General features: G+C 69.3%; 15 protein-coding genes. 6 read left to right on the top strand and 9 right to left on the bottom strand.

Annotation, left to right across the window (positions count from 1 at the left end; genetic code table 11):
• The first annotated feature begins 59 nt into the window (after nt 1-59).
• Complete coding sequence (locus GXY15_14740; protein NLV42467.1) at nt 60-1,685, top strand: hypothetical protein; 1,626 nt, start codon at nt 60-62, stop codon at nt 1,683-1,685.
• Here GXY15_14740 and GXY15_14735 read toward each other — a convergent pair.
• From GXY15_14735 to GXY15_14695, 9 genes are all read right to left on the bottom strand, one after another.
• Nucleotides 1,671-4,043, bottom strand: coding sequence for a YfhO family protein (locus GXY15_14735; GenBank protein NLV42466.1), 2,373 nt, complete (start codon nt 4,041-4,043; stop codon nt 1,671-1,673). The two genes, GXY15_14740 and GXY15_14735, sit on opposite strands and share 15 nt — an antisense overlap.
• Before the next feature lie 86 nt (nt 4,044-4,129).
• Complete coding sequence (locus GXY15_14730) at nt 4,130-4,834, bottom strand: carboxypeptidase regulatory-like domain-containing protein (protein NLV42465.1); 705 nt, start codon at nt 4,832-4,834, stop codon at nt 4,130-4,132.
• On the bottom strand, nt 4,831-6,861 hold the full coding sequence (locus GXY15_14725; GenBank protein ID NLV42464.1) for an ABC transporter ATP-binding protein: 2,031 nt from the start codon (nt 6,859-6,861) through the stop codon (nt 4,831-4,833). Before GXY15_14725 ends, GXY15_14730 begins: the two co-directional genes overlap by 4 nt.
• 68 nt (nt 6,862-6,929) lie before the next feature.
• A complete protein-coding gene (locus GXY15_14720) occupies nt 6,930-7,760 on the bottom strand; it encodes a PTS transporter subunit EIIA (GenBank protein ID NLV42463.1) in 831 nt (276 codons plus the stop codon).
• A 163-nt stretch (nt 7,761-7,923) separates the two neighbouring features.
• A complete protein-coding gene (locus GXY15_14715; GenBank protein NLV42462.1) occupies nt 7,924-9,846 on the bottom strand; it encodes a hypothetical protein in 1,923 nt (640 codons plus the stop codon).
• 52 nt (nt 9,847-9,898) lie between these two features.
• Nucleotides 9,899-11,092: a Gfo/Idh/MocA family oxidoreductase gene (locus GXY15_14710; GenBank protein ID NLV42461.1), complete on the bottom strand. Its 1,194-nt coding sequence runs from the start codon at nt 11,090-11,092 to the stop codon at nt 9,899-9,901.
• 288 nt (nt 11,093-11,380) lie between these two features.
• On the bottom strand, nt 11,381-11,674 hold the full coding sequence (locus tag GXY15_14705) for a four helix bundle protein (GenBank protein ID NLV42460.1): 294 nt from the start codon (nt 11,672-11,674) through the stop codon (nt 11,381-11,383).
• Between the two features lie 269 nt (nt 11,675-11,943).
• Nucleotides 11,944-12,201 carry a hypothetical protein gene (locus GXY15_14700; GenBank protein ID NLV42459.1) on the bottom strand — a complete coding sequence of 86 codons (258 nt, stop codon included), beginning with the start codon at nt 12,199-12,201 and terminating at the stop codon, nt 11,944-11,946.
• Between the two features lie 42 nt (nt 12,202-12,243).
• Entirely contained in the window at nt 12,244-13,026 is a 783-nt protein-coding gene (locus GXY15_14695; GenBank protein NLV42458.1) for a hypothetical protein, read from the bottom strand.
• A 1,142-nt stretch (nt 13,027-14,168) separates the two neighbouring features.
• Here GXY15_14695 and GXY15_14690 point away from each other — a divergent pair.
• The 5 genes from GXY15_14690 to GXY15_14670 all read left to right on the top strand — a co-directional run bounded on the left by GXY15_14690 (nt 14,169) and on the right by GXY15_14670 (nt 20,829).
• Nucleotides 14,169-15,269: an alpha/beta fold hydrolase gene (locus GXY15_14690; protein ID NLV42457.1), complete on the top strand. Its 1,101-nt coding sequence runs from the start codon at nt 14,169-14,171 to the stop codon at nt 15,267-15,269.
• Nucleotides 15,270-15,398: 129 nt separating this feature from the next.
• Complete coding sequence (locus GXY15_14685) at nt 15,399-16,622, top strand: cofactor-independent phosphoglycerate mutase (GenBank protein ID NLV42456.1); 1,224 nt, start codon at nt 15,399-15,401, stop codon at nt 16,620-16,622.
• A 66-nt stretch (nt 16,623-16,688) separates the two neighbouring features.
• A complete protein-coding gene (locus tag GXY15_14680) occupies nt 16,689-18,293 on the top strand; it encodes a citramalate synthase (protein NLV42455.1) in 1,605 nt (534 codons plus the stop codon).
• A gap of 443 nt (nt 18,294-18,736) precedes the next feature.
• Nucleotides 18,737-19,855 (top strand): hypothetical protein, encoded by a 1,119-nt coding sequence (locus GXY15_14675; GenBank protein ID NLV42454.1) that lies wholly within the window; start codon nt 18,737-18,739, stop codon nt 19,853-19,855.
• Nucleotides 19,856-19,938: 83 nt separating this feature from the next.
• The gene (locus GXY15_14670; GenBank protein NLV42453.1) at nt 19,939-20,829 is read left to right on the top strand and encodes a hypothetical protein; all 891 of its coding nucleotides are present in this window, start codon (nt 19,939-19,941) and stop codon (nt 20,827-20,829) included.
• Nucleotides 20,830-20,880 lie beyond the last annotated feature (51 nt).

Below are 20,880 nucleotides of genomic sequence, written 5' to 3'. Positions count from 1 at the left end.
GCAAGTCCGTGCGCGTCCGCCCCGCTCCCGTGTGCGGACGCGGGCCGGGGTGCCGTACAATGCGGGGCATCATGGCGTGCTGCACCACACTGTCCGGCGGCCGGGCGCGGGTCTGGGCGGCGGGGGCTTTCCTGTTCCTGCTGGCGCTGGGGCTGCGCCTGCGCGGGATCGGCGCGGAGTCGGTCTGGATGGACGACTTTTTCTCGGCGGCCCGGCTGGACGCGCCAAACCTCCTTCAGTTCCTGCGGGACCAGCGCGGCGACAACTGGGAGATGGTGCCGGTCTACTACACGCTGGAGTATTTCTGGGCGTGCCTGCTTCCGGGGAGCCTGGCGTGGGTGCGCGGGCTGTCCGCCCTGTTCGGCGCGGGGGCCGTGGTGATGGTGTTCTCGCTGGGCCGCCGCCTCGGCGGGATGGTGGCGGGGTGCGTGGCGGCGCTGGTGATGGCGCTGTCGCCGTGGCAGGTTTTCCACAGCCAGGGGCTGCGCCCCTACGCCCTCATGCTGTTTCTGTCGCTGGTCTCCATGGACGCCCTGCTCCGCTGGACGGAGTCCCGCCGCCCCGCGCCGCTTGCGGCGCACCTTGCCGCGAACCTCCTGATGCTCTGGAGCCATCTCTTTGCGCCGCTGTTCTTCCTGCCCCAGGGGCTCATCGTGCTGTTCGCCCGCGGCGTGTCCTGGCGGGAACGCTTCTTTTGGGGCGGTGCGCACGCCCTGTTCCTGCTCGCGGTGCTGGGCTATGTCGCCACGATCAAGCCCGCGCCGGACCCGCCTGTGACCCCGCCGGGCTGGGGAAATTCCTGGGCGGTGGTCACGGGGGCGGGGTTCTACGCGGGGGACGACACGCTCACCGGCGGGGTGCTCTCCGCGGACGGGGAGAACCTGCGCTGGGCGGAGTACAACTCGCCGACGGTCCTCCGCGACCCGGCGCACCCGCTGGCCGCCGACCTGCTGCCCCTGCGTCCGGCGGTGGAGCTGGCCCTGGCGCGGTGTTACCTGCTGACGCTGGCGCTGGCGCTGTTTTTCGCGGTGCGGTGCGCGCTCCGCCGCGATGAGGAGTCCCGCCGGGAACTGCGGAAGACCCTTGTGCTGCTCGCGTGGTTCCTCGTGCCGGTGGCCGCGCTGTTCCTGGTGGCGCAGTTCTGGAAGCCCCACGCCTTCCAGCGCCGCTACGTCCTCTACGCGTGGCCCGCCCTGTGCCTGCTGGTGGGGGTGTCCGCCGCGCGCCTGCGCGGCCCCGCGCGCTGGGCCCACGCCGCCGCGCCCCTGGCGATGCTGGCGGTGCTGGCGGCGGCGGCGGCGGCGCTGCCCATGCGCCACGACTACCTGTCCGCCGCGGGCCTCCTGCGCGCGCACGCCGCGACCCATCCCGCGGCCATGACCGACAACTGGAACCTCATGCGCATCCTGCGCTGCAACGACCCCGGGCTGCCGGTGCCCGTCGAGCGGTATTTGAGCCCCGAGGAGACCGCCTCGCGCGCGGTGGAGACCGTGCGCGCGGGCACGGGGGTGTGGGTGCTCTTCGTGGGCCCGGAGAGCCTGCCCCAGCGCCAGTCCCTCGAACAAACCCTGCGCGACAACGACATCCCCTGGGGGCGCGTCATCCTGCCCGGCATGCAGAGCCTCTACCTCTACCGCTGCGACCCCGCCGAACCCGCGCTGGTGATGGCGTCATCCCCCGGCTGAGGCGCGCCGCCGCGCGCGCAGCAGCGACCAGGCCGCGAAGACGCCGATCCCCAGCAGGGAAGCCACGGACACGGCCAGCCCCGCGGGCAGGGTCCAGGGTTTGTACTCGAATACGACCTCGGAGGCGCCTGCGGGCACCTTGACGGCGCGGAAACAGTGGTAGGCCGGGAGGACTTCGGCGGGCGCGCCGTTGACGGTGGCCGTCCATCCGGGATACCACGCGTCGGCGAGGACGAGCATGCACGCCGCGCGCGCGCCGGCCTCCAGCCGCACGCGCTGGCAGCCGTAGTCCAGCACCCGCACCGCGCCGGGATCGCCCGCCACCGCCGGGGGCACGCCGTCGGCGGGGGCCGCCTCCAGGAAGACCACCTCGGCCGGGTTGAAGGGGGGGGCCTTCATGTGCTTGATCGCGGCGTCGGGGTCGGGCACGACCTCGGCGCGGGGGACCAGCCGGGCATGGGGCAGGGCGCGCGGGTTGCGCATCACCTGCACGCCGTCCACCTCCGCCTCCAGCTCCAGGCGGGCCAGGACGTCCTTGGGCATGATGGAGGGATAGCGGGGGTCGTTCAGAAAGTACTGGATGGCCGCGGCGGGCTCGAAGGCCTCCCAGATGTCCGTCTTGAGCCCCCGCTGCACCTTCCAGACGCGGCCGGGATAGAGCCCGTCGTAGCCGAGCCAGTCCTGGATGTTGTAGACGTTCATGATGCCCGAGGGCAGCCCGCCCTCGTTCACGCCGATCCGGCAGGGCTGGCCCTTGGCGCGCAGGTGGTCCGTGAGGTTCGTCCGGGGGAAGAAGTCCTCCCGGCGCGAGGTGGGGTTGAGGCCCCACTGGCCGTAGATGAGGTTGGCCGCCGTGAGCAGGGTCACCAGCGCCGCCACCGTGCGGGGCATGGGCCGGAAACACTGGAGCGACAGGGCCGCCGCCACGGCCAGAAACAGGCCCAGCGCAACCCCGGTGTGCAGCAGGACATGCCCGGACACGCCCTCCAGCACCAGCACCTTCCAGAAGAAGACGCACACCCCGGCCGCCACCGAAAAGCCGGCCGCCGTCACGGCGAGGGGGACCAGCAGGTCGGTGGGCCGCCGCCGCTCCGCCGTCCACCGGTCCAGCCCGTGGGCGGCCGCGAGGGCCAGCGCGAACAGGGGAAAGGCGACGTAGTACCCGCGCAGGGTCGCGCCGAACACAGGCAGGCGGTGCACCCAGTCGAGCGAGGGGATGCAGAAGGCCAGCCCCATGCAGATGAACCCGCTGAAAAACAGGGCCAGCAGCCGGACGGGCCACAGGTCGGGCGCCGCGTCCGTGTCCGCCGCCGCGGAGGGCCGCCGCGCCGCGCGCGCGAAGGCCCAGCCGGACAGCAGCAGGACCGCCGCGCCGGGATGCAGCATGGTGTCGAGGTTGGCGTTCACAAGACCCCAGTAGTTCTTGAGGTACTCGGCCCCCAGGCAGCGCGGCACAAACACGGCCACCAGCGACCGGAGGGGGTAGGAGACCATGTGCTCCATGTCGTGGCGCGCGTAGAAGGTGGCGCTGTTCAGCAGATACTCCGCAAAGGGGAGGAGCTGGGCGGCGCAGACGCCCGCCGCGATCACCCACAGCCCGCCGCACACGAGCACGGGCCGCACCACGGGCCCGCGCCGGAGCGCCTGAAACAGCAGCCGCACGGCGAAGTAGAGGCCCGTCCCCACGCCGAACGTGAAGACGGTCTCCGGATGGCCCGCCAGCAGCATCATGGCGCCCGCAAAGGCGCCCGCGGCGAGCCCCCGCCGGTAGCGCCCCTGAAGCGCCCACTCGACCCCCAGGATCAGGATGGGGAACCACGCCGCCACGTCCGTCAGCGGCCAGTTGGCCCAGATGAGGTTGTATTCCGCGAAGCCCCACGCCACGGCCAGGAAGAGCGAGCCGCGGCGCGACAGGGCCAGCCCCCGCCCGCCGAGATAGGCCGTCAGCCCGCACAGCCAGATCTTCAGCAGCACAAAGACCGTCATCGCGACGGGCAGGTCGAGAACGAGCAGCAGCATCCGGGGCGGATAGAACACCGATGCCTGGTAGTTGGCGAGCACGGGCATGCCCGCCATCTGGTACGGGTTCCACAGGGGCCATTCCCCGCGCTGGAAGCCCTCGCGGACATTGTGGTAGGTCTGCGAGAAGAAGGCGTAGATGTCCAGCATGATGTGGTAGGGGTTGCCGTTCCAGCCCTCGGGCGCGTACGCCTCCCAGGGGCGCAGGTTGCACAGCACGTCCGCCGGCCCCGCGATCTCCCCCCGCAGGAAGATGCCCGGATACACCACGGCCGTGCCCAGCACCATCAGGGCTGCCACGAGCAGCACCATCCCCCCCTCACGGCGACAAGCACTCATTGCACAAAGACCTCCCGCGTTCGGACAAGTCCCACCATGCGCATACTTTACCCCCGCAGGGGCATAAAATCAACGGCGCGGGCGGTTCAGGGGGCCGGCGACAGCGTGGGCGCGCCGAGCTCGTTGGGCGCGCCGGGCTGCAGCGTGACCTCCTCCAGCATTGCCGCGCCCGCCGCGGCGGTCAGCTCCACCCGGAAGACACCGGGCGGGATGTTCGGAAACGAAAAGGCGCCATCGGCGCCGGTCACGGCCTCCGCGGGCCACCACGGGCCGCGCGTGGGGTGGGAAAGCATGAGGGAGACGGGGGTGTTCGCCGCCGGACCGCCGCCGGGCAGCAGCAGCACGCCGTGCGCCTCGGCAGCGGGCACCATGGTGACCGGCGTGTCCGCGGCGACGGGACCGGTCACCGGGCCCACGTCGAAGTAGTTGTTGGCGAAGTAATGCAGGTCCGCGTCCCACGCGCGCAGGCACAGCGCCTCCCCGGCGGGGAAGGCAAACACGCTGCGGCCCGCCGCGTCCGTCGGGTCGCCCCGGGTGACGGGCGGGTCGAAGGCGTTGGGCTTCCGCGTGACGATGGGGACCATGCCCGCGAGGGGGGCACCGTCGAGGTCCCTGACGGTGACGGTGGCCGTGATGACCGGCGGCCCGGCAGGTATCGCCGGAGCGGCCTCTTCCGGGACGGCGGCGGATGGTGCCGGCGCCGGGGCGGGTTCGGGATTGCACCCGCCGCAGCCGGACAGGAGGCACGCGGCGGACAGCAGGCCCGCGGCAAGCGCGCGGGCGGGGGTCATGGCCGGGGCTCCGTGCGGGCGGGATGGTCGCGGAACTGGGTGTTGTGCAGGCGGCGGTAGAGGCCGTCGCGGGCAACCAGCTCGTCGTGGGTGCCCTGCTCGACGATGCGGCCGTGCTCCATCACGACGATGCGGTCGGCGCGGCGCACGGTGGAGAGCCGGTGGGCGATGACGATGGTGGTGCGGCCCGCGACGAACTGGTCGAGGGCCTCCTGGATGAGGCGCTCGCTCTCGCTGTCGAGGCTGGAGGTGGCCTCGTCGAGGATCAGGATCGCCGGGTCCTTGATGATGGCGCGGGCGATGGCCAGGCGCTGGCGCTGCCCGCCGGAGAGGGAGTTGCCCGACTCGCCGATGACGGTCTCGAAGCCCTCCGGCAGCGCGTCAATGAACGCGTCGGCGTGGGCGGCCCGGGCGGCGGCGCGCACGCGCTCCACCGGGTACTCGGCGCGCCCGAAGGCGATGTTCGCGCGCACGGTCTCGGCGAAGAGGATGGTGTCCTGCGTGACGATGCCGATCTGCTCGCGCAGGCTGTGGAAGGACGCCCTCCTGATGTCCACGCCGTCCAAAGTGACGCGGCCCGCCGTGGCGTCGTAGTAGCGGGGGATGAGCTTCACCAGGGTGCTCTTGCCCGCGCCGCTCGGGCCGACCAGGGCGATCATCTCGCCCCGGCGCACCTCCAGCGTCACGTCGTCGAGCACCTGGTCCACGCCGTTGTAGGAGAAGCTGACGTTCTCGAAGCGCAGGGCGTCCGCCAGCGGCGCCAGTTCGGCGGGCTCCGTCGCCTCCACGATGTCGGGCACGGCGTCCACCAGCTCGAAGCAGCGCTCGGCGCTGGCCACGCTCGTCTGGACCAGGTTGTTCACGTCAGAGAGCTTGCGCACCGGGTCGAGCATCATGGCCAGGGCGAAGTAGAGCTGCACGAGGGCCCCGGCGTCGAGCAGGCCCTCCTCCACGCGGTGGCCGCTGTAGAGGACGAAGGAGACGACGCCGAGGACGAGGAGGAACTCGGTGACGGGGCCGGTGGCCGCGTGGAGGCGGGCCATCCGGTAGAGGAACTTCCGGAGGCGGTCAATCTCGCCGCGCATGCGGCCGATCTCGTACTCCTCCATGTTGTAGCTCTTGATGACCGCCATGCCGCGGACGGTCTCGCCGACGACGGTGGTCATGGAGGCGATTTTCTGGAGGGAGCGGCGCACGCTCTTGCGCATCTTCTTGCCGATGAACACGAGGGCGTAGAGCACGACGGGCATGACGCACACGCCCACCAGCGTCAGCTTGAAGTCCACGCTCAGGGCCACGGCGAGGAAGGCGGCAATCTTGAAGGGCTCGCGCATGAGCTTGACGAAGACGCCCTCGAGGCCGCGGTTCACCATGAACATGTCGTTGCTGAACCGCGCCAGAATCTCGCCGCTGTTGCGCGTCTCGAAGAACACCATGGACTGGCGCATGAGGTTGGCGTACATGTCGCGGCCGATGTCCGTGGTCACGCGCACGCCGATGGTGGCGGCGAGGTACTCCTGGAAAAAGCGCGACACGCCGACGAAGCCCGCCAGCAGGGTCACCAGCGCGCAGGCGTAGAGCAGGGCGCGCATCCGGTCCGCGCGCATGCCCGCCACCACGTCCAGGAAGCGCCGGTCCAGCCCCCCGGGCCCCCAGCCGGTGAGGCGGCGCATGGTTTCGGAATAGTCGGCGATGTCCCGCGCCATGCCCTCGGCGGGGTCCTCCTGCGTCTTGGCGGGGGCGTCCCCGCTTTCCGGGGCCTGCGCGGCGGGCTGGTAGAAGGTGAGCCGGATCACCGTGCCCACGCCGACCAGCATGGCGCCGAAGGAAACCGCAATCAGGATGGCCAGGGCCATGGACCCGAAGAGGCGGGCCTTGTACCGCCAGGCGTAGCCGACCAGGCGCGCGTACACCCGCCACGCCGACCCGCGGGGCGGCGCGGCGGAGGCGGCGGCAAAGGGGCTGCTGTAGTCGGACATGTGGCGGGACCCGTTCATGGTGACACTGGAAGGCTGCGCGCAGAGCATAGCACAGCCCCCAAAAACCGTTCAAAAACGGGGCGTTTCGCGGCCCCGCCCGCACGCCGGAAACCGGGTCAGACGATGTAGATGAAGCGGCTGCAGTTCGGGCAGGTGTGGATGTGGTCCGTGTCCTCGCGGACGCGCTGGGCGAACTGGGAGGGCAGGCGCATGAAGCAGCCCTGGCAGGTGTCGCCCTCGACGGGCACCAGCGCGGGCGGGCGCGCCGTCATGAGGCGGTCGTAGTGCTTGAGGATGCGCGCGTCCACGAGGCTGCGGATGTTCTCCATCCGCTGCTTGATCTGCTTCTTGCCCGAGCGGGCCGCGTCGTACATCTCCTGGCAGAGCTGGAGCCGCGCCAGCAGAATGAGGTCGGCGTGGGCGTCGCGCGCCTGGAGCAGTTCGGGGTCCGCCTTGAGCTTCTTGGCGTAGTACTCCTCGGGGGCCGCCAGCTTGTGCGCCATCTCCGTGAGCACCTCGAGGAACACCTTCTCGTCGGCCGCGGCCATGAGGGCCTTGAAATTCTCCGGAACGCGCAGCATCTTGGCCAGCGTGGCCACGAAGTTCAGGTAGGTCGTCTGCTGCGTGGGCGGGTAGACGATGAGGAAGACCAGGTTGACCGGCTTCTTGTCCACCGCCGCGAAGTCCACGCCCGCCGCCACGCGGCCCGCCGCGCAGTACAGCGACTTGAGGCCCGACACGCGCGCGTGGGGCACGGCGAGTCCGTGGCCGATCCCCGTGCTTTCGGTGGTCTCGCGCGCCATGATCTGGTCCAGCGCGGGCTCGACCCCCTTGATCTTCTTCTTGTCGAACAGGAGGCGGGTCATCTCCTTGAGCACGTCCTTCTTCTCCTTCGCCTCCAGCTCCGGCACAATGCAACTGACGTCTATGTAATCACTTAGCAGCATGGTTCGCTCCTTGCCTGGGGTTGTCCCGACCGCGCCGCGTTCCGACCGGAACCTCACGCCTTCATGCCGCGGCGCGGATGCAATTGTAGCACTCCCGCGCCGTCTTCGCAATGGTTTACGCGGTTTTTTGCGGCCCGCGCCGCGAAAAACCCGCAAGACCGGATTATTGCAGGGCGGCAGAGACCTTGGCGGCGCGTTCGCGGACCGCGTCACTGGCGGCCCGCTCGGACACCAGGGCGAGGGCGGCCTTCACACGCTCCTTCGCCGCCGCGTCCTGTTTCGCCAGTTCAGGGGCCAGCGTGATCACCGCGGCGGCGGCCTCGTCGCGCGCCTCGTCCCGCGCCAGTTCGGCGGTCAGCTGGTCCAGCGCGTGGGCCGTGGGGGTCTTTCCCCAGGCGGCCAGCAGCATGCGCCGCTCCTCCACGCGCTTCACCAGCGTGGCCGCGTCGTCGAGCAGGGTCTGGCGCTTGCCGAGGTCGGACTCCGTCTGGGCCAGGCGGATGAACCCGCGCAGGCCGAGGATGTGGCGGCCCTCGTCGGCGCCGGCGGCCAGCGCGCGCAGGGGGGGCAGCGCGTCCAGGGTGCGCCATTCGGACAGCGCGCGCAGGGCCTCCTCGGAGACGGTCCCGTCGGCGTCCTCCAGGGCGGTCACCACGGCGTTCAGCGCGGCGGGGGACGCGGCCTGCGCCAGCACACGCACGAGGGATCCCCGCAGGGCCGCGTCGGGGCCGGCCAGTCCGGCCAGCACGGGCGCCAAAGCGGGGTCGCCGTTGCGCACACTGATGGAGCCGAGGGTCTTCTCAACGGCGCCGCGCGCGTCGGGCGCCGCCGCCGCGAGCATCTCCAGGCACGCGGGCACCTCGCCCGCGCCGCCGTGCTCGGCCAGCAGGCCGAGGGACGCGGCGCGCACCGCCGGGTCGGCGTGCTTCAGGCCGTCGAGCGCCAGGGCCACGCCCTGCGGCGCGGCGCGGCGGGACAGGATGCCAAGAATTGTCGCGTGCACGCCGGGGGCGGCCTGCGGCAGGAACGCCGCGAGCGCCTGGTCCACGGCGTCCCCGGCCATGGTGTCGAGGCTCTTCTCCGCCTCGGCGGCCACGGCGTCGCCGCCGCCGAGCAGCGCGGTGAGGCGCGGGGTGTCGGCGGCGTCGCCAAACACGGCGAGGGCGCGGACGGCCTCCATGCGCACGGCCGGGTCGGCGCTGTCGAGGGTTTTCAGCACGGCGGGCCGGGCGGCCACGTCTCCGCGCCCCGCAAGGCCCCGCAGCATGCGGACCTGCGCCTCCGCGGGCAGTGTGTCCAGCGCGGCGGCGTAGCGGTCCGTCGCGCCGTCGCCCGCCGTTTCAACCATCATCTGCGCGGAAAACTCGCGGAACAGGGGCTCATCGCCGTTGACCGCGGCGAGCAGGCGCTCCGGCGCGTCCCCCGGGCGGGCCAGCGTGCGGCCGCGGAAGGCGCCCAGCCGGACATGGTCCGGCCACTCGGTGCCCAGCAGCCCCTCAAAGATTCCGGCCGCCGCCTCCCCCTTCTGCTCCGCCGCCCAGATGTCGGCCAGGCACAGCAGCGCCTCGCCGAGGGCGGCGCGCTGTTCGGGCGCGGCACCCTTCGCCGCGTCCTGCAGCGCCTGGAGGGCGTCCTTGGTGGCGATGCGGCCCAGGGCCGCCGTGGCCGCCCCGGCCACCGCCGGGTCGGCGCCCGCCATCAGGGCCGCCAGCGGCGCCACGGCCTCCGCGTCGCGGCGCACGGCGAGGGACGTGGCCACGCCGGCCTGAAGCGCGCCGGAGGTCGTGCCGAGCGCGCCGCGGAGCGCCGCGCCCGCCTCAGGGAAGGGCATGGGCTCCAGTGCGTAGCGGGCCAGGTTGGAAAGCTGGGGGTCGGCCAGCAGGGCCGCCAGGGCGGGCACGCTCGCGGGGGTGCCGGTCTGGCGCAGGGCGCGGCAGGCGGCCTGCTTCTCCATGAACGGGGCGTCGCCGGACAGGGCGGCGATGAGCGCCTCCTCAGAGGTCTGGGCGGCGGCCAGCCCGGCCAGGCAGAGGCAGCAGCAGAGCGCGGCGAACGCGCGGGTCCGGGGGGTCAACAGAATGTGCATTGTCAAATCCTTCCTCGCCGGCCGGGGCCGGAAACATGCCTTCGCCAAAAACTCACATGTGCCACGGCTCGCGCCACGCGCGCGCCCGCATCCGGTTCGCCTCGGGGTCGTCCGGGAAGGTCTCCGTGGCGGGGTCCCACTTCACCGGGCGGCCCAGGCGCTTGCAGATGTTGGCCACATGGCACGCCGAGATGGAGCGGTGCGCCGTCTCCGCGTGGGAGTTGGGCTGCCGCCGCGTGCGCACGCAGTCGAGGAAGGTGCGCGCGTGGTTGTCCACGGGGTACCCCCCCTTGAAGCGCATGTCGCGCGCGAGGGATTTCGGGTAGATCTCGATCTCGCCGGAGTCGCCGGTCTCCACCCAGCCGTCCTCGCCCTCATAGCGCACGGGGCACGAGCCGAAGCGCAGCCCCGTCCGGATCACCAGCTTCACGCCGTTCGCGTAGCGGCCGATGAAGCGCTCGCCCTCCTGCCAGAACTCCACGGGGCCCGTGTCGTCGGCGCCGTTCGCCCACTGGCACAGGTCCACCGTGTGGCTGCCCCACTCCGTGATGGAGCCCCCGCTGAAGTCCAGGTGGTCGCTCCAGTAGCCGCGCTGCGGGTACTTGCTGTTGAAGGGCCGCCAGAGCGCCGCGCCCAGCCAGCCGTTCCAGTCAAGCTCCTCGCGCGGGGGTTCGGGTTCGGCGGGCAGCACCGTCTCATGGATGTTCTTGAACCCCGACGCCTCCTCAGCGTGCAGCTCCTTGAGCCGCCCCAGCTTGCCGCTCAGCGCCAGGTCCGCCGCGAGGCGGAAATTGCCGATGCTGCGGCGCTGGGTGCCGCACTGGAACACCCGGCCCAGGCGGCGCATGGTGTCCGACACGGCCCGCGACTCCGAGATGGCCACGCTCATGGGCTTCTCGCAGTACATGTCCTTGCCCGCGCGCGCCGCCATGATGGCCGCCAGAGAGTGGTTGTTGTCCCCCGTGGCGATGACCACCGCGTCTATGTCCGGGCGCGCCAGCAGCTCCATCATGTCAATGTACGCGGCGCAGTCCTCGTTGCCGTAGGCCTGGTTCACGATGCCGCGCACCGCCTCGCGGCGCTCGCGCTTGGCGTCGCACACCGCCACCATCCGGACGTCCGGCTGCGCCATGAACGCCTGCATGTCGTACTCGCCGCGCCCCCCCGCGCCGATGAGGCCCATGGTGATCCGGTCATTCGCCCCGGGCCGCGTCGCGTCGCCCAGCGCCCCGTTCGTCAGCACCATCGGGAACAGCGGCACGGCCGCCGCCGCCCGCCTCAGAAACTGCCGCCGGGAGCATCCCGGCGCGGAAGACGTGTGTTTCATGCGGAGTCATCCTTCGACGTTGGAAAACCGGCCATGGCGCAATCCGCAACCGCCGCAGAACGCGCCGCCCGGTCCATTGTACCCATCTCCCGCGCGCGATGCCAGCGGGGGAAATGGGAGTTATGGGACGTATGGGACGGATGGGAAGTCAGGCAGGGGTGTGGCCGTCGGTTTTCCCCTGTCTCCGGCTTTGGAGGCGCGCCTGGGTCATGCGCTCGCGGAGGCCGCCTCGCGGCTGTCCTTCTCCCGCACCGCCAGACCATGCACACGCGGGAAGTCCAGACAGTCCTCAAGAAGTTCCTCCAGACTCGCCCGTGCGACATTCGTCCGCTTGATCTCCATTTCCCTGGAGGCGATCGCCGCCTTGCTGCCCTCCACAATGTTCTGCTTTCCCGAACGCGCCGCCTGCACCATCTGGTCAACGGTGTGGTCTCCACGCGACGGAAAGCGCGCACAGAACACGTGGATGATTTGGTGGGCGACGACGGCTTTTTTTTGCAGGAGAGCAGGGTGCGATTATCGCCCCGTGGACGGAGGAAGGCGGGGCAGGGAGGAGGCGGAGAGCGGGGGAAGTCGGGAGTCGGGAGTCTGGAGTCTGGAGGAAGAGAAGAAGACAGGCCTCACACGGAGTCACAGGGGCGCGGAGAACGGCGGGAACCTCCGTCCTGAAGCCTGAAGTCTGAAGTCTGAAGCCCTCTCCCTGGAGTCTGGAACCCAGAATCTGATGCTCTCTTCCTGAAGCCTGAAGTCTGAACTCTGAAGTCTGAGGTCTAATAAGCGTGACCTCCACCCCCGTCCAGATACCGGCCCGTGTAATACGGTTCCGGATCCGCCGTGATGCCCGGATCCTCCAGCACCAGCGCCCACTCCGGCGTGAACCCCGCCCCCAAGGCGATGTCATCCGTCATCTCCAGCACGCCCCCGCTTCCCACAAGGGCGGCGTCATCCCCCAGCCATCCCGTGAACCGCCACGGGGCGTCCTCCTCCACGGGAGAGGGATAGAGCGTCAGCTCCGTGCCATAGTCCACGACATACTCATATCGTAACTAGCTCTGCAACAGATGAAAGCATCAATTCTCATACTCGAGATACTTCAAATCATATTGCTCTGGGTACTTATCGCATAGCGAAGCCAGAATCGTACTCACCTCAGAAGAACCCGACTCATTCATTCTATGAATACACCACACAAACCCGAGGTCTTGCCACTTCCAAGCACAATCGCGCCGCCAAAAGTTACAATTATTGGACATTTCAACAATTCTGCGCGCCAGTTCAGAGGAAGCGTTTTGGGCAATATTCTCCCATGCATATATGGCAATTCTAGGAGAAAAAGCAAATCCATCACTCTCTGAAAACAGCAGATCAAGCTGGCTATCAGTTGCGGCCGCGCCATACGCACAAAGTAAAGTCGCCGCCCCAGAAGGCAACTTTTGAAAAATGCTTCCCTTCGGACCAAGTTGTTTTCGGCAGACCTCTCCAAGAATGGTTCTGTAGTTCTCTCTCAGCGATGATTCATCCCCATTCCTCACATTTACAGTTAGTGGTGGAAGCAGCACAATGTGTGTCTCGCCTGTTTTGCTAACTGAAGACTTGCGGACTACTATGATGTGAATTGGAGATAGCATAATGGAGTACACTCCAGCGGGAAGCCTTGTATCCCATTGCAGATGGAGGGGATATTCCACGGTAACAGACGTTTCAGGCATGATTTCCGAATGAAGAATCCACATAAACGCGCTGGAATATATAGGGAGATTACGTCTATGAATATGTTGCGGTGATACAGTTTGGCTTGTTATGTGTATATTAAAGGTGTCTCGAGAAAAAGTGGAATTCCCAAGGATCTTCACTAAGCAAGACTCCTGTGTTGTGTTTGCGGCTGTTATGAATAGACTCACGGGGCTACCCGAAGTAATTGAGTCGCTTGACAATCGGCAAGAGATAGCGATTGGGTTGCTTGACGCAGCCCACGCATACGTATTGACAAAAGTACACAAGAAAATGACGCGCGATAGAGTTTCCATGTCTTTGGCTCCTTTATTGGCAAGGGCAATTAATAATTTACAGTCATCGTTTATTTGTCTCCTCATGGGGTTTGTGCTCCGTTGGGATGCTTGCGCCAGCTTTTTTGCCTGCCGATGGGGAGGGGGCGGACGCGTTTCTTGCGGGTTTTCTCGATGGACTCGAGGAAGGATTCGCTGCCGAGGGGACGTCCGGTGCTGGGGACGGCGCGGAGGGCTTGGTGGCCGGGGTTTTCGTGGAGGCATGCTTCGAAGGTGGCGCGTCCTTCCCCGGGGGGGACGGGGTTTTCCCCTACGGCGGGGTCGAGGGGGCAGGAGTGTCCGTTCTTCAGGGGAACTGCCACGCCGTGAGCGAACCGGGGGATGTTCCGGATTCCGGGGCGTTGGCGAGCAAGAGATTGCTTCGCTTCGCTCGCAATGACAGGTATTTTCGCGGTCATTGCGGGCGAAGCGAAGCAATCTCGCTCCCGCGAAGATGCGTTCCCCCCCCTCAAGGGGGGACCAAGACAGGGCGGCCTGCCGGTGACGTGGTGCGGCACGCCGGGGACGACGGTTCTGGCGCATCTGGGCATGGGGGAATGATAGCGGAGGGGGTGTGGGAATGCAATAGGAGGGGTGAGTCTGGAGTCCGGAGTCCGGAGTCTGGAGTCTGGAGGAAGAGAAGAGGGGGAGGTTTTTTCACGCGGAGGCACGGGGGCCCGGAGAGTTGAGGGGGGAAGAGTCTGGAGTCTGGAGTCTGTAGTCTGGAGTCCGGAGTCTGCACGAGGAGGCGCGCGGCGAGACAATAGGCGGGAACGCCGGCAAGATCGTAGAAGCGGCTTCCAGCCGCTTTCTTCCGGGGTATCCATCGCCCCAAAGAACGCGGCTGGAAGCCGCGTCCACGTTGTGCGCGCCGCCGCATTTCCCGGGCCTGTGGTACAATTTGCTCGTTTGGGGGCGCAGTGCGCGGGGGGCGGGGGACCGAGGGCCTGATGGACGCGGAGTTTTTGCACACGTTTATCGCGCGGGTGGCGGACTGGTTCCGTCGGGCTGTCGCGTGGCCGGGGGAGGCCTGGGGGCGGCGGCGCGCCTCCGGCGCGCTGGCGGAGACGGAGGACCGGCGCTTTGAGGAGGACTACGCCGTCCACTACAGTCCCGGCCTGACCAAGCCCCCCGATGTGGGCCGCCCCTTCTTCCTGAAGCCCCTGGGGCGTGTCCGGGGCGGGGTGGTGCTGGTGCACGGGTACATGGCCGCGCCGCTGGAGGTGCGCGCCCTCGGCGAGCATCTGCGCGGGGCGGGCTTCGCGGTGTACGGCGTGCGCGTGGCGGGCCACGGCACGGCGCCCGAGGACCTGGCGGGCCAGAGCGTGGCCGCCTGGGTGGCGGCGGTGGAGCGCGGCTGCGACGTGGTCCGCGCGCTCACGGACAACCTGGCCGTGGGCGGCTTTTCCATGGGCGGCTGCCTGGCCCTGCTGGCGGCGGCGCGGCGGCCGGAACAGGTCCGCGCCGTGTTCACCATCTGCTCCCCCCTGCGCCTGCGCAGTTCCTCCGCCCGGCTTGCCCCGTCGCTGCTGGGGCTGAACACGCTCCTGAAGCGGTTTGGCGCGGCGCGCCCCTCGCTGGAATATGTGGACAACCATCCCGAGAACACCCATATCAACTACACCCGCAACCCCCTGGCCGGGGTCAGGGAACTGCTGGACGTCATGTACGAGACAAACCGCTGCCTGCCTTCCGTCACCGCGCCCGCGCTGGTGGTGCAGGCCTCCGACGACCCCACGGTCCACCCCGACAGCGCCCCGGCGCTCTTCGCCGGGCTGGGTTCCGCTGAAAAGGAGCTGACCGTTTTCCAGCGCACCCGCCACGGCATCGTCAACGGGGACGGCAGCACGGCGGTCCACGACCGCGTGGCGGCCTTCCTGCGCCAGACGCTGGTCCAGCGTCCCTCGCCCGGCGCGGTCCTCCTGGAAAAGGCCTTCCCGAAGCCCGAGTCCACCGTGGACGCCGCCTCCCTCACCATTGAGGCCGACTCCAACCCGGAGGGCGCGCCCGTTGAGGAGGACGAGGCGCTCAGCACGCTGCCCTCGGGCTGATCCACCGCGCCCGACGGGCATACTTCCGCGCAACCCCGTGTTTCTCAAGAACATACCGCGCCGCATCTTTGCGGCGCGGCGCGGAAATGCGGTAGAATTGCGGGAATATCCAACACAAGAGGGCGTGCGGTGAAATATCTGGTGCTCATAGGCGACGGCATGGCGGACCACCCGCTGGAGGTGCTCGGCGGGCGCACGCCCCTGGAGGCCGCCGATGCGCCCGCCCTGGACGCCCTGGTGGCGCGCGGGATGGTCGGACAGTACTGCCCCATCCCCGAGGGCATGCCGCCGGGCAGCGATGTGGGCAACCTCACGCTCTTCGGCTACAACCCCCGCGAGACCTTCACCGGCCGCGCCCCCATCGAGGCGGCCAACCAGGGCATCCAGCTCGCGGACGACGAGGTGGCCTTCCGCTGCAACCTGGTCACCCTGACCGACGGGCGGATGGAGGACTTCACGTCCGGCCACATCACGACCGACGAGGCGCGGGAGATCATCGCCGCGCTGAACGACACCCTGGCCCGCGAGTTCCCTGTGAAGTTTAACACGGGCGTCAGTTACCGGCATCTGGCCGTGATCCGCGGCGGCGACGCCGCGGGAGTGGCCGGGCTGGTGGACGCGGTCTGCGAGCCGCCCCACAACATCACCGACCAGGAATACGCGCCGTACCTGCCCCAGGGCGGCGGCGCGGACCTGCTGCGCACGCTCATGGACCGGTCGCGCGAGATCCTCGCCGCGCACCCGGTGAACGCCGCGCGGCTTGCCGAGGGAAAACGCCCCGCCGTCTCCATCTGGCTGTGGGGACAGGGCAAGGCCCCGGTGATGGACCCCTTCCTCACCAAGTTCAACCGGACGGGCGCCGTGGTGTCCGCCGTGGACCTCGTGAAGGGCATCGGCGTGTGCGCGGGACTGGAGGTGCTTAACGTGCCCGGTGCCACCGGCTGGCTGGACACGGACTACGCGGGCAAGGTGGCGGCGGCGCTCGACGCGCTGAACCGCTGCGACGCCGCGTACATCCACGTGGAGGCCCCCGACGAGACGGCGCACCAGGGCCGGGTGGACCTTAAGATCCAGGCCATCGAGGACTACGCCCGCCTCGTGGTCGGCCCCTGCCTCGACTACTGCGACACCCATCCGGACACGCGGGTCTTCGCCGCGCCGGACCATTTCACCCTCATCTCCACCAAGACCCACGCCGGGGGCCCCGTGCCCTTCGGCATGTGCGGCCCCGGCATTCCCCGGGACGCCGCCACGGCCTACACGGAGGGCACCGCCGCCGCAAGCGGCGTGCATATTGCCGAGGGGCACCGCCTCCTCCGCAGTTTCCTCTGCGACGAGACGGTGGTCCTCTAGGCGTTTTCTTTCCAAGGCCCGCATTGCCCCCCGCCCAGACCGGCGGATTTCCAGGAGTCGAAATCAATGAAAGCCCAGAAACCAAGAATCGAGATGTATGACACCACCCTGCGCGACGGCGCCCAGGGGCCCGGCGTCAAGTTTTCCGCGGACGACCAGCTTCGCGTGGTGAAGGCCCTCGACCTGCTCGGCATCCGCTACATCGAGGGCGGCCAGCCGGGGTCCAACCCCAAGGCGGCGGAGCTCTTCGCGCGGACGCGCGACCTGAAGCTGAAGAACGCCGAGATGGCCGCCTTCGGGAGCACCCGCCACCCGAAAATGGCCGCGGAGGACGACCCGAACCTGAAGGCCCTGCTCGACGCGGGCACGCGCGTGGTCACGATCTTCGCCAAGACCTCGCCGTTGCATGTGCGCGAGATCCTCGGGGTCTCCCTCGAACGCAACCTGAAGATCGTGGAGGAGTCCGTGGCCTACCTCCGGGCGAACAAGCGCCGCGTGTTCCTCGACGCCGAGCATTTCTTCGACGCCTATGCCGAGGACGCGGACTACGCGCTCTCCGTGCTGGAGACGGGGCTGGAGGCGGGCGCGGAGGCGCTGGTGCTGTGCGAGACCAACGGCGGCCGCCTGCCCTTCGAAGTGGAGGCGGCGACGGCGGCGGTGGCGGCGCGGCTCCCCAAGGCCTGCATCGGCATCCACACGCACAACGACTCGGGCTGCGCCGCGGCCAACGCGCTGGCGGCGGTGCGCGCGGGCGCGCGGCAGGTGCAGGGCACGATGAACGGCTACGGCGAGCGCACGGGCAACGCGGACCTGTGCACCATCATCCCGAACCTCCAGCTCAAGATGGGCTATGACGTGCTGAAGCCGGACCAGCTCGCCCGGCTCACGCGCAAGAGCCACCTCGTCGCCGAGCTGGCCAACATGACGCCGCGCGACAGCGCGCCCTATGTGGGCCGCGACGCCTTCACGCACAAGGGCGGCATGCACGCCGACGCCGTGCGCAAGTGCAAGGCCAGCTACGAGCACGTGGACCCCGGGCTGGTCGGCAACGCCACCCGCATCGCCGTCAGCGAGATGTCCGGCCGGTCCAGCCTCATCCAGAAGGCGGCGGAGCTGGGCATCCTCCTCGACAAGAACGATCCGGCGACGAAGAGCATCCTCAGCCAGGTGAAGCAGCTCGAGAACGAGGGCTTCGAGTTCGAGGGCGCCGACGCGTCCCTCATCCTGCTGATCCGGCGCGGCATGGGCGCCGTCGAGCCCTTCTTTACCCCGCTGAGCTACCACGCCCACGTCAACCAGAACAGCGCCGGTGCGCCCGTGTCCGAGGCCACCGTGAAGGTGGCGCTGCCCGACGGGTCCGAGCGGCACACCGTGGCCGAGGGCCACGGCCCCGTGGACGCGCTCAACCTGGCGCTGCGCAAGGCGCTCCAGGACCACTACCCCGAGATCGGCGAGGTGCACCTGGAGGACTTCAAGGTGCGCATCCTGGACGGCAAGCTGGCCACCCAGGCCAAGACCCGCGTGCTCATCGAGTCCAGCGACGCGATGGAGTCCTGGAGCACCGTCGGCGTGTCCGAGAACATCATCACGGCCTCCTTCCTCGCCCTGGCGGACAGCGTGGCCTTCAAAATCCTCCGCACCCGCGTGAAGAACGGGAAGGCTGCGGACTGACGTCCGGTGTGGCGAAAACGCCGAATCGTTCGTTTGCGGGCATGCCCCGCCGGGTTGTTTTAACTGCGCGGCGGGGAAGCGTGTTGGAACTCAGACTGCGGAAGACAGCTGGGTTTCGCGCGAAATGCTGAACGGTTCCGGCCCGCCGCCCATTTCTGGGGGAGGCCGTGAAGCCGTCGGATTGGACAGCGCTGAAAGCGCGGCATACAATAGCCCGGGGCGCAAGCCCCGGGAAAGCGGGTCCTTCTCCTCATTACAGCCCTGCAAGGGCGGCACAAAGGATGCCCCATGGCCGGTAACGGCCTGCCGCGCGCGGTCGGCATGATCCGCACGTTGCGGCTTGGGGCGGGGGGCTTTATAATGCCGGCGGCTTCAACATTTCGGGCCGCCCCGGGCGGCAGGAGGCGTGCGGACACATGACGGTCTTCCAGGGGAAACCAGGAATGGAGACGCGCCGCCGGGCGGTGGCGGGGGCGCTGTGCCTGCTGCTTTGCGCCTGGGCGGGGGCGCAGGAGACTCCCGGCGCACCGCCGTCCGCAGAGGATTTGGACCGGCTCCTCCGGGAGGTCACCCCCGCCTTTCCCGCCCCGTATGTGCAGGCGGTGTTTGGTCCGGAGGCGGACCCGGGGCCCCTGCGGCTGCTGGGGCTGGACCTGGCGCAGGACGCGCCGCTGACCGACAAGACCCCGCGTGTGGACGGGGCGAAGACGTTGACGGTGACGGCCTACTGGGTGCCTTCGGTGCGCATCACCGGGAAAATACCGGCGCAGCTCCGGTTCTGGCTGGAGAAGGTGGCCCTGGCGCGGACGCTGGACGTGTCCGCCGGCCCAGGCCCGGGGGAAGCGCCCTGGGAGCCGGGCGTGGTGGCGCGCCAGCCTTTTGAGGTGCCCGTGCGGGAAATCGTGTATGTCCTGAACGGGGCGGCGCATCTCACCGTGCAGTTGGCTGCGCCGCCGGGACGGAATGCGGGCCCGGGGCTCGTGCTCCAGAATCTGCCGCTCCACCTGGGGCCCGCCGCGGGCCGGGGGCGCCTGCGTGCGGAGCGCTGGGAGGCCTTTGCGGGGCCGGGAGTGCGGACGCTTTCCGCCAGTTTCCGCCTGTGCAACGACGCGGTGCTCACACTGCCCGTTTCGGCGGCGGACGGGGCGGAGGTTTCCGCGCTGGTGCTCTCATCCGCCTATGCCTACGGGATTGTGCCGCAGGGGGAGCCGGTGATGGAGGTGGTGCTGCGCGGCGGGGACGGCGAACGGCGGGTGGAACTGCTCAGCGGGGTGCACACCGCGCGGGCGGACTATGACTATTTCACGCCGGGTTCCCAGCGGCATGAGCGGGCCGTCATCGTGGAGTCGCAGGATGCCGACCACATGGACAGCACAGGCGCGCCGTTTCAGCGGCACCGCTACGGCGGGCGCGTCCCGCTGGATCCCCCCTTTCGGGACCTGAAATCGCTGGAGTTTCGCCTGCGCGCCGGGGTGGTGGTGGATGTGTTTGAGGCAGGGCTCGCGCCCGCGCCCGTGCCGGCGCCGCCCGCCGATCCGCCGGCGCAGGGCGCCGCGCCGTGAGTCCGCGTTCCCGCCGGGGGTTCCTGGCGCCGCTCTTCCTGGCCTGCGCATTTTCCGCGGCGGGGGACGGGATTCCGATACCCGTGCGGCCGCCGGCGGAGACACTGGCCCGCCCCGCCGCCCCGCTGGAAGTGGCGGAGCTTGTCCTGCGCGACGCCGGCGGTGCGGCGCTGACCCCGCCCCTGGCGATGGCGGAGGGGGAGGGGTACGATTGGTCCGTTGAATGGCGCATTCCCGCGCTGGTGGCCGGGGGCAACTACCGGCTGGCGGTCACGCTGGATATCAGCGGTCCGGTGGTGACTTCGGAGACAGTCGTGCCTTGGGACGGCCCCGCGCCCGGGGCCTGTGCCGGAAGGCTGGAGATTCCCCCGGTGACGGGCAGCGGGCGCGCCGTGCTCCGCGCCGTGCTGCTGCCCGGGGCGTCCGCCGAAGAGGACCCGGGATGGGTGCTGGCGGTGCTGCCGGTCGAGGTGCTTCCGAAACCGGCGGAATCCCGCGTTTCCCCGGACCGCGTCCGGGAGCTTTTCGGCGACGCGGCGCGTCCCATCGGGCAACGGGTGCGCGTGGGGCCCGGGGCGTCGGCGGAGCTGGCCGTGCCGGACCCGTCTGTCCCCTTTTCCCGGGTGGTGGTCGTTTCCTCCGTGGGCTGGCTGCCCCGTCAGGACCGCCGCAGGGCGGGCCAGGTGGTGGCCACGGTGACCCCGGTTCCGGTTTCGGGCGGGTCCGAGCCGTTTCCCCTGCGGCTGGGCCGCGAGACCCTGCAAACCGACCACCGGGCGTTCGCGCGGGAGAAGGCTCTCGAAAGGGAGGCGGTTCCTGTCTTCGAGACGTGGACTGCGGGAGACGGCGGGGACAGGGCCAACTATTGGGCCGAGTTTCGGCCTGTCCGGCCCCTGCGTCTGTCGGCAGTGCGGATAACCCACGCGGGGACCAGCGGGGTGCTGCAGGTGGACGAGGTGGTGCTGTTGCCGTGACCGGGGCCGAAAGGGCCCGCATGGTCCTGGGGGGGGTGTCAGGCCCCCAAA

The organism is Candidatus Hydrogenedentota bacterium, assembly GCA_012730045.1.
Lineage (GTDB): Bacteria > Hydrogenedentota > Hydrogenedentia > Hydrogenedentales > CAITNO01 > JAAYBR01.
Note: the sequence above shows the minus strand (reverse complement) of the source record. Positions and strands in the feature narration are given on the sequence as shown.

What these genes read in the sequence shown, in the direction of transcription:
- GXY15_14680 (NLV42455.1), top strand. Translation starts at nt 16,689, where the DNA reads ATGAAAGCCCAGAAACCAAGAATCGAGATGTATGACACCACCCTGCGC.
- GXY15_14740 (NLV42467.1), top strand. Translation starts at nt 60, where the DNA reads ATGCGGGGCATCATGGCGTGCTGCACCACACTGTCCGGCGGCCGGGCG.
- GXY15_14675 (NLV42454.1), top strand. Translation starts at nt 18,737, where the DNA reads ATGGAGACGCGCCGCCGGGCGGTGGCGGGGGCGCTGTGCCTGCTGCTT.
- GXY15_14710 (NLV42461.1), bottom strand. Translation starts at nt 11,092, where the DNA reads ATGGTGCTGACGAACGGGGCGCTGGGCGACGCGACGCGGCCCGGGGCG.
- GXY15_14735 (NLV42466.1), bottom strand. Translation starts at nt 4,043, where the DNA reads ATGAGTGCTTGTCGCCGTGAGGGGGGGATGGTGCTGCTCGTGGCAGCC.
- GXY15_14730 (NLV42465.1), bottom strand. Translation starts at nt 4,834, where the DNA reads ATGACCCCCGCCCGCGCGCTTGCCGCGGGCCTGCTGTCCGCCGCGTGC.
- GXY15_14725 (NLV42464.1), bottom strand. Translation starts at nt 6,861, where the DNA reads ATGCTCTGCGCGCAGCCTTCCAGTGTCACCATGAACGGGTCCCGCCAC.
- GXY15_14715 (NLV42462.1), bottom strand. Translation starts at nt 9,846, where the DNA reads ATGCACATTCTGTTGACCCCCCGGACCCGCGCGTTCGCCGCGCTCTGC.
- GXY15_14690 (NLV42457.1), top strand. Translation starts at nt 14,169, where the DNA reads ATGGACGCGGAGTTTTTGCACACGTTTATCGCGCGGGTGGCGGACTGG.
- GXY15_14720 (NLV42463.1), bottom strand. Translation starts at nt 7,760, where the DNA reads ATGCTGCTAAGTGATTACATAGACGTCAGTTGCATTGTGCCGGAGCTG.